The 12,369-nt window shown below is 38.8% G+C and carries 10 protein-coding genes; 9 read left to right on the forward strand and 1 reads right to left on the reverse strand.

Going from position 1 to position 12,369, the window contains the following annotated elements; translation table 11 throughout:
* Positions 1-122: 122 nt before the first annotated feature.
* The 8 genes from QGM71_RS16370 to QGM71_RS16405 all read left to right on the forward strand — a co-directional run bounded on the left by QGM71_RS16370 (position 123) and on the right by QGM71_RS16405 (position 10,427).
* Positions 123-1,412, forward strand: coding sequence for an adenylosuccinate synthase (locus QGM71_RS16370; protein WP_327608643.1), 1,290 nt, complete (start codon positions 123-125; stop codon positions 1,410-1,412).
* Positions 1,413-1,854: 442 nt separating this feature from the next.
* The gene (locus QGM71_RS16375) at positions 1,855-3,348 is read left to right on the forward strand and encodes a M23 family metallopeptidase (protein ID WP_327608644.1); all 1,494 of its coding nucleotides are present in this window, start codon (positions 1,855-1,857) and stop codon (positions 3,346-3,348) included.
* A gap of 206 nt (positions 3,349-3,554) precedes the next feature.
* A complete protein-coding gene (gene yycF, locus QGM71_RS16380) occupies positions 3,555-4,259 on the forward strand; it encodes a response regulator YycF (protein WP_327608645.1) in 705 nt (234 codons plus the stop codon).
* Between the two features lie 6 nt (positions 4,260-4,265).
* Positions 4,266-6,095: a cell wall metabolism sensor histidine kinase WalK gene (gene walK, locus QGM71_RS16385; RefSeq protein ID WP_327608646.1), complete on the forward strand. Its 1,830-nt coding sequence runs from the start codon at positions 4,266-4,268 to the stop codon at positions 6,093-6,095.
* Positions 6,092-7,408 carry a YycH family regulatory protein gene (locus tag QGM71_RS16390; RefSeq protein ID WP_327608647.1) on the forward strand — a complete coding sequence of 439 codons (1,317 nt, stop codon included), beginning with the start codon at positions 6,092-6,094 and terminating at the stop codon, positions 7,406-7,408. Before walK ends, QGM71_RS16390 begins: the two co-directional genes overlap by 4 nt.
* Before the next feature lie 2 nt (positions 7,409-7,410).
* Positions 7,411-8,337, forward strand: a complete 927-nt coding sequence (locus QGM71_RS16395) for a two-component system regulatory protein YycI (protein WP_327608648.1) — start codon at positions 7,411-7,413, stop codon at positions 8,335-8,337.
* On the forward strand, positions 8,334-9,119 hold the full coding sequence (locus QGM71_RS16400; protein WP_327608649.1) for an MBL fold metallo-hydrolase: 786 nt from the start codon (positions 8,334-8,336) through the stop codon (positions 9,117-9,119). Before QGM71_RS16395 ends, QGM71_RS16400 begins: the two co-directional genes overlap by 4 nt.
* A gap of 87 nt (positions 9,120-9,206) precedes the next feature.
* On the forward strand, positions 9,207-10,427 hold the full coding sequence (locus QGM71_RS16405) for a S1C family serine protease (RefSeq protein WP_327608650.1): 1,221 nt from the start codon (positions 9,207-9,209) through the stop codon (positions 10,425-10,427).
* A 490-nt stretch (positions 10,428-10,917) separates the two neighbouring features.
* Here the strand turns inward: QGM71_RS16405 and QGM71_RS16410 are convergent, their stop codons facing one another.
* Entirely contained in the window at positions 10,918-11,247 is a 330-nt protein-coding gene (locus QGM71_RS16410) for a lyase family protein (protein WP_327608651.1), read from the reverse strand.
* Between the two features lie 295 nt (positions 11,248-11,542).
* On the opposite strand from QGM71_RS16410, the gene QGM71_RS16415 reads away from it, so the two are divergent.
* Complete coding sequence (locus tag QGM71_RS16415) at positions 11,543-12,337, forward strand: AraC family transcriptional regulator (protein WP_327608652.1); 795 nt, start codon at positions 11,543-11,545, stop codon at positions 12,335-12,337.
* Positions 12,338-12,369 lie beyond the last annotated feature (32 nt).

Raw genomic sequence — 12,369 nt, forward strand, 5'->3', positions numbered from 1 at the left:
CAATATAAGTTATTAAGTTCATAATGTTCGTATTTCAAATTGACTTACCAAAGAGTTATTGGTAAAATAACTCATGTAGTTAATTAAAAACATATGATATATAAAATTAGTGGAGGTGCGTTATGTCCTCAGTAGTAGTAGTTGGAACACAGTGGGGCGATGAGGGAAAAGGGAAGATTACCGACTTTTTATCGCAAAATGCAGAAGTTGTTGCTCGTTACCAAGGAGGAAACAATGCTGGTCACACGATAAAGTTTGACGGAGTGACGTATAAATTGCATTTAATCCCATCTGGAATATTCTTTGAAGATAAAATTTGTGTTTTAGGTAATGGCATGGTTATTGATCCAAAGGCGTTTATGGAGGAAATAGCTTATCTTCACGAACGTAATGTGGCTACAGATAATTTGCGAATAAGTAATCGCGCGCATGTTATTTTACCGTATCACTTAAAATTGGATATCCTGCAAGAAGAAGAAAAAGGGATTAACAAAATTGGTACAACGAAAAAAGGCATTGGCCCAGCATACATGGACAAAGCAGCTCGTATGGGCATACGTATAGTTGATCTGCTGGATAAAGAAACGTTCCGTTCGAAATTAGAACAAAACTTAAAAGAGAAAAACCGTTTATTTAAAAAAGTATATGAAGTGGACTCCATTCAGGTGGAAGACATTTTAGAAGAATACTACGAATATGGACAGCAAATGGCTCAATATGTTGTGGATACATCAGTGGTATTAAATGACGCACTTGACGAGGGACGTCGTGTTTTATTTGAAGGAGCACAAGGCGTTATGCTTGATATTGATCAAGGAACATATCCGTTTGTTACATCATCCAACCCAATTGCTGGTGGAGTAACAATTGGTTCAGGCGTTGGTCCAACGAAAATCAAACATGTGGTCGGTGTATCCAAGGCTTATACTACCCGTGTAGGAGACGGACCTTTCCCGACGGAGCTGCATGATGACATAGGTAATCAAATCCGTGAAGTTGGTCGTGAATATGGGACAACAACAGGCAGACCCCGCCGCGTAGGATGGTTTGATAGTGTGGTTGTTCGTCATGCACGCAGAGTAAGCGGAATTACGGATTTATCACTTAATTCAATTGATGTATTAACTGGAATTGAGACATTAAAGATTTGTGTTTCTTACCGCTACAAAGGTGAAATTATTAATGAATTTCCAGCTAGCTTAAAAGAGCTGGGAGAGTGCGAGCCCATTTTTGAAGAAATGCCTGGTTGGACGGAAGATATAACAGGTGTAAGAAGCCTGCATGAGCTTCCAGTAAATGCCCGTCATTATCTAGAACGCATATCTCAGTTAACGGGAATTCCTTTATCAATTTTCTCTGTTGGTCCTGACCGAACACAAACAAATGTTGTTCGAAGTGTATACAGCAATTAAAAACCCCCTGAGGTCATCGTTAGTTAGATGGCCTCTTTAATTTGGACCTATAGGCAGTCGCACCTTCTTATAAGAGACAACCCTCCAACATCCCAGTAAATTGTTCTAAAATGTAAATATTTGTAAGGTATTATACAGTTTCTTTACAAAGCATGAAAATCTATTTCTAATCCTATTGACCTATGATAGATTTAGAGAGGGACTTGAGAATGCCCTTTTTTAAGAGATAAGAAAAGCATAAATTTGGCATCATACGGGTGTCGTACAGGCCAAACGACAATAAACGGGCGCCTTGCGCTTTTGTTCTTATGGTTCTTTTAGTACGGGGGTGCTTTTTAGACAAGTTAACGCCGCAGAGAAACTATATAAACATTTAAATGATAGAGATATAGAGATATAGAGATATAAGAGATGGTCAGGGTTAGAGGGGGATTAATCAAACGTGTTTAAAGGATGGAAGAGTAACTATAGCAATGTAGAGAGAAGTAGTCTATTTAAAAAGGTAATAGCTGTGCTGTGTATAGGTTTTTTCTTACCAATTTCAACAGTTTATGCGGAAGAAGAAAGCATTGAATTAGAATCGGTTTACCATGTATACATAGATGAAAAATATATCGGACAAGTAGATGATACGGAAGTAATTGATCGTGTTATCGATCAAAAGCTTTCCGCACAATCCGATAAGTATAAAGACATAAATATAACAATTGGACAAGATGTTTCTGTTATTTCAGAAAGTGTTTTTAATCCAAAATCAAACAATACAAAGGTGAGAAAAGCTTTGGAAGAACAGCTTACTGTAATGGCTAATGCAGTAGAGCTTGTAATAGGGAAAGATACAGTGGGTTATTTCAGCGACCGGGAGTCAGCTGAAGAAGTAGTAAGTGCATATAAGACAAAGTATGTAGACAATAAAATTCTTGAAAAGATGGAAGCTGCTGAAGAGAAAAAAATGGAGATGAACAGCTCCGTTATCGAGGATGGCCCCAAAAAAAAGAACAAAGTAATTCCTGCTATCGATGAAACCATTATCAAAGGTGTAGAACTGTCAGATGAAGTGTCTTTCTCCGAACAAAAAGTCCTGCCTGAAGAAGTTCTTCATGTAGAACAAGGCATTAAAATGCTGGAAAAAGGGACACTATCCGAAGAAGTCCATCAGGTTAGTGAGGGCGAGGTTATTGGTGGAATTGCCAGTAAATATAATTTATCTACAGAAAAGCTGCTTGAACTGAATCAAGATTTAGATGAAGATTCCTTGCTGCAAATTGGTCAGGAAATTAATGTTACGGAGTATAAGCCCTTTGTTGATGTAATAGTTAGGGAAGAAATGATGGTAGAAGAAACGATTTCTTATGAGACCGAGATCATCGAATCAGATGACCTTTATAAAGGTGATAAAGAAGTAAAGCAAGAAGGTAAAGATGGTCAGATGGAAGTACATTATGCGATTGAGAAGCGAAACGGCAAACAGACAGGTAAAGAGAAGCTGACCGAAAACATTACCAAGGAAGCTGTAAATGAAGTAATTATAAAAGGTACAAAGGTAATCTCTTCTCGTGGTACAGGGGAAATGGCATGGCCAGCAGTTGGTGGGTATATTTCCAGTCACGTTGGTGAGCGCTGGGGTAGAATGCATAAGGGTATCGATATAGCCCGTCCAAGTAATAGTACGATAAAAGCAGCAGATAATGGAACCATTGAATATGCTGGTTATGATAATGGAGGCTATGGGAACAAAATTGTAATTAACCATAATAATGGCATGAAAACGATTTATGCTCATCTTGCATCGATAAGCGTCAGTCCAGGTCAAACCGTGGAAAAAGGAAGTAAAATAGGGGTAATGGGCTCAACTGGTAATTCAACAGGGGTTCACTTACACTTTGAAGTATATAAAAATGGTTCGTTGAAAAACCCCGTAGATTATTTAAACTAATTATATGAAGGCTGACTTCTGAGGCTTGCTCCACAGAGTTAGCCTTATTTATGTATCAGCTGATAAATGAGGGAAGAGTCATTATCCAAAGCGAAAAAACTTCAGTCCCAAGAGGTATTTATTGAGAACTAATGGCAACTGAAGACATTTGATCGAAAGTGCGATAAAATAGAGAGTAGGAATGAGATAAAAAGGATGTGGCAAAGATGAGTCAGAAAATTTTAGTAGTAGATGATGAACAGCCTATTGCAGATATATTAAAATTCAACTTAGAAAAAGAAGGTTACCAGGTAGTTTTAGCATATGATGGTGATGAAGCAGTTGCAGTTGCTGAAGCGGAAAAGCCTGATTTAATATTATTAGACATTATGTTACCAAACAAAGACGGAAATGAAGTTTGTCGGGAAATCAGAAAAACTCAGATGATGCCGATAATTATGCTGACAGCGAAGGACTCGGAAATTGATAAAGTTTTAGGACTTGAGCTTGGGGCAGATGACTATGTAACAAAGCCTTTCAGTAATCGTGAGGTAATTGCCCGGGTTAAAGCAAACCTGCGCAGGCAGCAAGCTGTACCCGATGATACCGTAAAAGCTACCAAGGATATCGTGATTGGTAATCTGATTGTGCATCCGGATGCTTATGTTGTGTCACGAGATGGTGTCCAAATTGAACTGACACACCGGGAATTTGAGTTACTGCATTATTTAGCACGCCATATGGGACAAGTAATGACACGTGAGCATTTACTTGAAACGGTATGGGGATATGATTATTTTGGGGATGTACGTACAGTGGATGTAACTGTAAGAAGACTTCGTGAAAAAATTGAAGAAAGTCCTAGTAATCCAGTGTGGATCGTTACCCGCAGAGGTGTTGGATATTATTTGCGTAATCCAGATCAGGAGTAGTTGTACATGAATAAAGTTGGTTTTTTTCGATCGATACAATTAAAGTTTATTATTATATATATTCTCTTGTTGCTTATAGCCATACAGGTTATTGGTTCTTTTTTCACAAGAGAGCTGGAGACAGAGCTTCTTGATACGTTCAAAGGCTCGGTTAATGATCGTGTAGAATTATTAAGTTATAACTTGGAACAAGCATTTAACAGAGATCGTGAGGATGGAGAAGAACCAACTTTACAACAGGAAGTGCAGAGCATTGTATCTGATGTAGGGACCAATGATATTACGACGCTCCAGGTTATTAACAATCAGAGTCGTATCATCAGCACAAATGACTCATTGAATCCGGATGATATTAATAAAAAGACAACGAGGGATATTGTGCAGCAAGCACTATTCTTTGATTCACCTCAACAAAAAACGTTATATAATGCGGAAACAGGTAACCAGGTATATGTGAAGGCTGTACCACTATTTAATGATGAAAACATTGTAGTTGGGGTAGTTTATTTAGAAGCATCGCTTGAAGGAGTCAATAAGCAGCTTCAAAATATAAATGAAATCTTCTTAAATGGATCTATTCTGGCAATTACAGTTTCTGCATTCATTGGAATATTAGTAGCGAGAACGATCACAAAGCCAATAATAGAAATGCGCAGACAGGCACAGACTATGGCCAGAGGGGATTTCACTCAGAAGGTTAATGTGTATGGAAAAGATGAAATTGGGCATTTGGCAGAAACCTTCAATGACTTAAATAGTCGTTTAAAACATTCCTACGCAAAAATAGAAGAAGAACGAAGGAAACTTAGCTCCGTTCTCTCCAATATGTCAGATGGTGTTATAGCTACGGATAACAGTGGGTCAGTAACATTAATGAACGGAGCTGCTGGAAAGCTGATTGGTCAAAACCCGGATGATATAATTGGTGAATTTCTGCTCGATGTTTTACAGTTGGAAGAAAAAGTGGTTGATATTACAGAATTACAGGATAGTGGCTCTATGATTATCGATTTTAGCGACGATGACCAAGTCTTTTTAATTCGCTCGAATTTCTCAACCGTTTCTGATGATGAGGGAGAAGTAACAGGCTTTATTACAGTTATTAGTGACGTTACCGAGCAGGAGAAAGTAGAGCAGGAGAGACGCGATTTTGTTTCAAACGTTTCACACGAATTACGAACACCTTTAACAACTATGCGCAGCTATATCGAGGCATTAACTGATGGAGCTTGGGAAGATAAAGAAATTGCTCCTAAATTCCTTGGAGTAGCCCAAAATGAAACGGAACGAATGATTCGTATGGTTAATGATTTATTGCAGCTCTCCAGAATGGATGCTGAAGAGTACCCATTACAAAAAGAGCGTACAGAGTTTGTTGACTATTTCCATCAGGTTATTGATCGGTTTGATATGAATATACCGGAGCATATTAAGCTTCAACGTGATATGCCAAAAGGACAGTTTATGGTTTGGCTGGATAAGGATAAAATGACCCAGGTACTGGATAATATTATTTCGAATGCAATTAAATATTCACCAGAAGGCGGCAAAATAAGCTTAAAAGTAGAAAATAAACGACATTTTCTTTTAGTTAGTGTACAGGACCAGGGAATGGGTATTGCCTATGATAAGCTGGAGAAAATATTTGAACGTTTTTATAGAGCAGACAGAGCAAGAACAAGGAAGCTTGGCGGAACTGGTCTCGGTCTGGCAATAGCGAAGGAACTGGTGGAAGCTCACCACGGGAAAATATGGGCGAAAAGCCAAGAAGGTAAAGGGACAACTGTTCTCTTTATGCTTCCGCTAATGAATCATAAGCGGGGGAATGTAAAATGAAACTGGAAACGGCAAAGTCATTCTTATTAACTATATTAGTAGGAGTAAGTTTATTACTAACATTTGGGTTATGGAGCTCTCAACCGAATAGTGCACAATTAAATAACGCGCAATTGTTAAATGAAGTGGACTTGGGTGGAGAAGATGAATCGAAGAGAAGTTTGATTGAACCAAGGAAGATAATTTTTCACTCGAATGAATCACACTATGGCTTCGAAAATCCTAAGGATCGAAAAAAATTATATGAGGATATGCAATCATGGGTTTTATACAACTTTACAACAGGTGGAGCAACAAATCGCTCGTCAAGTAACCAAACGGTAGAAGTAATCTTTCCAGACGCCATCCCGATGGAGGTAGTAAGCATTCTCTTTACTTTAAATGAAGAGGTAGAACTCCCGAACTGGTCGTTTGAGCAAGTGTACTTTGAATTTAGCCAGGAGACACAATCACTTGAAGTTCAATTTATTTCCATCGATGGACGTCGGCAAGCAAACGCCGTTATAAATGACTCAGTTAATTACCATCAGCTGTGGTCTATTATGTCGTCTCTTGACGGATTGACGGAATACACATTGCTTGGTAAGAGTGAATCAGCGATCTATATACCACTTGAAAAACCAAATTTAAAGAGACATTCCATTCCAGTTAATAGTATTGACCCGAGATTAATGGTGGATGCCCTGTTTGCAAACCCATCAGTAGTTAGCCTTTCTAACTCACCTAATAGAGGTGGCCCTTATTATACAGATTCACAGAGGGAATTGTCCGTGAATGAAAACAGAACAAGCCTGGAGTACTTTAATCCAGTCTCTGATGACTTTGAACCTATGAGTACAGTGAATCTCCTGGACAGAAGTATCCAGAGTATAAATGATCATAAGGGGTGGTTAGAGGAGTATAACTTATTGAATATAGAACCTGCCTTAAATAAAATAGAATATCAAATGTTCTATGAAGGATTTCCTGTATTCAATAACAGTGGACTTTCTACTATGACGCAAGAATGGCGTAATCAGGAACTTTTCCGTTACCAGCGGCCTCTTTTCAGGTTAAGTAATTCGGCTGGAAGTGGGAGTGAAACTGTCGATGTGTCATCCGGAGGCGACATTGCTTACAACTTAAGGGACGAATTTGACAATGACTCCGGTGTAGAGCATATAAGAGATATTGAATTAGGATACCGTCTAACGTATCAAAGTAATGACCTGAATGATTATATAACCCTCGATCCTGCATGGTACATGAATTATAACGGCACCTGGCAGGAAATTAAATTTGAAGAATTTTCACCAGTTGAAGGGAGGGACTGAGAATGCAATGGAGCCAGATAAAAACAATATTCATTCTCTGTTTCCTCATTCTGGATATCTATTTATTAATTCAATTCGTGGACAAACGAAATGAAGCTGATATCGATGTGATAAGTCAACCTGAATCCTCTTTCGACGATCGTCTTAAAAATGAAAATATTACCGTAGGAGATATACAAGTAAATACAACAGAGGCATCACATATTTCTGTTTCTCAAAAATTATTTACTGAAGATGAGCTTAGCCAGCTGGATACTTATGAAGATCAAACGGCAGAAATAGTTAGCAATAACATGATAGCATCCTATTTCGAAGAACCTATCCCGCTAGCGGAAAATGCGTCAGTGGCTGATATAAGTGAATTGGTAGAACAGCATATTTTATATCCGGATGACTTTAGGTACTGGGGATGGAACTCGGATTTAAATGTAATTGTATTTGTCCAGGAAAAAGATGATCGGCCGATTTATTTTAATGAATATGCTCTCTTACTACTATTTTTAACAGAAGACTATGAGTTGAGTTTCTATACCCAGGCAATGCTTGGGGATACCGAACCGCAAGGAGGTATGAAAACATTAACTAAGCCTATTCAGGCCATCGAGTCCTTGTTTAATCGAAATGAACTCGTAGAAGATGATGAGGTAACACGGATGGAAATCGGTTATCATACAAGAATACCACTAGAAGATGGGGTGCAAATTTTTGCCCCAACGTATCGGGTAATGGTTAATGATGATCGGAATTATTTTGTGAATGCAATTGAAGGACATGTATTACCAATTAAAGATAGGGAATTTTTATTGGAAACTATAGATTCAACTATTGAAAAGATAAGAAGGTTGGATGAGGATAATGAAGTGAGAACGGAAGTTTTGCCACACCTCTACCAAATACAGGAAGAAAGTAATTGGAGTGATACAGAATGACACTGCGTTTCAGTGTTTTAGCATCCGGAAGTTCAGGAAATGCATTTTATATTGAAACAGAAAAAGAAAAAATTTTAGTTGATGCTGGGCTAAGCGGGAAACAAATTGAACATTTGTTTAGTGAGATAGAGGTGGATCCATCTGCACTTACAGGTATTTTGGTTACCCATGAGCATAGTGATCATATAAAAGGTTTGGGCATTATTGCCCGGAAGTATAATCTACCAATCTATGCAAATGAAAAAACATGGAAAGCGATGGAACGTTCGATTGGCAAAATAACGCTTGATCAAAAGTTTCTTTTTAATATGGAAGAAGTAAAGACTTTTGGAGATATGGATATTGAATCGTTTGGTGTTTCCCATGACGCTGCAGAACCAATGTTTTATACATTTCATCATGAGGGGAAAAAAGTAGCACTGGTGACCGATTTAGGTTATGTGTCAGAACGAATAAAGAAAACAGTGGAAGATGCGGACGCATATATTTTTGAGGCAAATCATGATGTCAGTATGCTTCGAATGGGCCGCTATCCATGGAATGTCAAAAGGCGTATTCTAGGTGATTCCGGCCATGTCTCGAACGAAGATTGCGGATTAGCTTTATCGGATATTATTGGAAATCGGACGAAACGAATTTATTTAGCACATTTAAGCATGGATAATAATATGAAGGACCTTGCACGCATGTCGGTCGATAGTGTGCTAAAGGAAAGAGGTATTCATATAGAGTTATTTGATACCGATCCGAAAGCATCCACATCATTGTACGAGGTAGTCTAATTATTTTCTGTTTATTTTTTCAGGTATTGAGGTAATACTATATCGAAGTGTTTTATTTTGTGCACATCGAAATAAGGGGTTAGATATATGGGATATTACGATCAGAATTACCCTCCAAATCCAAATCGAAAGAAGAACCGCGGCTGGTTGGTTCCTGCACTGCTTGGAGTTATTATCGGAATTCTACTAGTAACTGTAGCCATGCCGGCATTAACGAATAATACAGAGGTAATGCCAGGTAATCAATCTGGACAACAACAGGTCGACAGAGGAAATAGCCAGAATGGTGAGGGAAATGCGAATACTGCTGTAAATGTCGATGTTACCACACAGGTAACTGAAATTGTTGAAGAAGTAACGCCAGCAGTTGTTGGTGTAATCAATATTCAACGCCAGACGGACTTCTGGCAGCAACAGCAGGAAGGCAGCGAGGCTGGTACTGGCTCTGGTGTCATATATAAAAAAGAGGATGGTACAGCCTATGTAGTTACTAACCATCATGTGATAGAAGGCGCTGATACGATCGAAGTAGTATTATATGACGACACACATATAGAAGCAGAACTGATCGGAAGTGATCTGTTTTCCGATTTAGCTGTATTGCAAATGGATGGTTCAGATGTACAGCGAGTAATTGAGCTGGGGTCATCTGGTGCAATTAAGGTTGGTGAGCCAGCAATAGCAATTGGTAATCCATTGGGCCTTATGTTCTCAAGCTCGGTGACGCAAGGTGTTATTAGTGGAACAGAAAGAACGATTCCACAGGATTTTAACCAGGACGGCCGGGCAGACTGGCAGGCAGAGGTTATTCAGACAGATGCAGCGATCAATCCAGGTAATAGTGGAGGTGCCTTAATCAATATTTACGGGCAGCTTGTAGGAATTAATTCAATGAAAATTAATCAGGCGGCTGTTGAAGGAATTGGTTTTGCGATTCCGATTGATTCAGCACTACCTATTATTCAGGAGCTGGAAGCAACAGGTGAGGTAACGCGTCCGTACTTAGGTGTGGAAATCTACTCACTGGAAGAAGTACCGCAAACGGAATGGAGAAACACCCTAAACCTACCTAGAGAAGTAGAAGGCGGTGTTTATGTCTGGAGTGTGGATCCATTATCACCAGCAGATAAGGCCGGGATCGAGCGTCTTGATGTTATTACAGAATTGGATGGAACTCAAATCATGGATATGATTGATTTACGAAAGATTCTATATCATGAAAAAGAAATCGGTGAGGATGTAACGGTTACGTATTACCGAGATGGCGAACAGCAGGAAACAACGATTCAACTAGGTACACAACAATAATCATAAGGCTATCTTCTCACACGGAGGAGGTAGTCTTTTTATTTGTGTTTCCTTTATCTCATACGACAGTGGAAGATCGACTAACTACGCCGCTCCCGAGCGACTTCGTCGACCCATCGGCGATGCGCGGGCGCAGGTCGTACGGCAATAACCGGACGCTTGTGCCTTTGTTCAGGTTATTTCTTAATGTTTAGTGGAAATTCTGCGGATATGTCAATACCGTCCAAGGTAAGTAAAGTTAATTCAAATGCAAGATTCTATACTCAATATGGAAAGGAATTTCAACATCTGGTTTGAAATATCCATAACTGCTATTTCCCATTCGCATCATCTTTTTATACTAGTGTAGGCTCATAACTTTTAAAAATAAGGGAAAGTGACAGTACTTATGATAAAAAGTTAAACCATACCTCTAGGGTTTATTGCTGTTTCAATTTTTTCTGATAGTTACCCTTTTTGTTGAAGTACTTCTTTGATTGTAATATTTTTTTCATCTGCTTCTATACCAATTTTTTGAAGCAAGATCATACCCTGAAATTGGGCTCAGCCCAGCTACTAAAGCAAGACTGGATTCCATAAAATTACTGCATGTTTCTTCATTTGCCTGAATGCCTGTGATACATTTTTCTGTAAGAGTAGGAATGGCATTAGACAGTAATTCGATGGATTTTAGAAAGGTATGAGCGATCACTGGCATCATCACATTGATTTCTAACTGACCTGCTATTCCTGCAGTAGCTATTGCTGTTTTATAACCTATTACTTGGCAGCACACCATATGTGGCTTTTCTAAAATAGCCGGAATTACTTTTCCGGGCATAAACGTCGATCCGGGTTGAACAGAAGGCAGGTGGGGTTATTGTTTCCATAAATGATGTAGATAAACAATTATTTACTTGCCAAGGCTTTACTTGTTTGGTTATCACATTAATTATTGCTTCTTTCGCTGGTGAAATATACTATAGGCCAAACATCACTGGAAAATAAAATTAAAATAAGTGGAGCAATATGTTAATATGGAGGTGGGTAATGATCGTAATATTCAGGTAATGAGTTGATCGCCGAGATATAATACCCCATGAAGCTTATTAGGATAGGTTACAGGAGGAAAAAATATGACAAACCGGTATTCGGAAATAGAAGAAGTAATTACCTATATCCACCAGCATATTGATGAACCTCTTTCACTTAGCCGATTGGCACAATATGTAGCTTATAGTCCGTACCACTTCGCACGCATTTTTAAAGAGAGAGTGGGCTTGCCACCCCATTATTATATTTCATCGCTTCGACTTCAAAAGGCAAAAGATATGTTGTTACAAACTGATTATAGTATACGTGATATTGGATTAGAGGTTGGACAACAGAGCCTGGGGACTTTTACTACTCGTTTTACCGAACGGGTCGGCATTACCCCATCACAATTTCGTAATTCCAAACTTGAAGCGAATAACCATCTGAAATCCTTACAAAAACTTACTGATTGGGAGAGCCCATATACAACTAAAAATCCACATAATAAAGTAGCCGGGACTATTCAAGCAAAGGCTGCCTTTAATGGGGTTATTTTGATAGGCTTATTTGCCAAGCCAATACCTGAAGGTCTTCCATTGTATGGAACACTGCTGTCCTCTTTGGGGGATTTTTATTTTACAGACGTTAAACCAGGCCTATACTTTCTGATGGCTACAGCAGTATCCTGGGAGACACAGGCTACGGATATTTTACTTCCACATACAACTTTGCGCGCAAGAACGAAAGAGCCAATCATCGTCAGTCCTCATTCCTGTGTACCTCACCAGAAGATTACGCTTCATGGTCCTCGCTTGGACGATCCACCTATTCTAATTTCACTGCCTCTTTTAATGAACAATTTTCTAAGAAGGATATTTCAAGATAGCAATCGATAAGAAACCCCAGTTTAAGTTAGATGCTAAAATAA

Origin of the sequence: Virgibacillus tibetensis (genome assembly GCF_036026595.1) — a bacterium.
GTDB lineage: Bacteria > Bacillota > Bacilli > Bacillales > Amphibacillaceae > Virgibacillus_P > Virgibacillus_P tibetensis.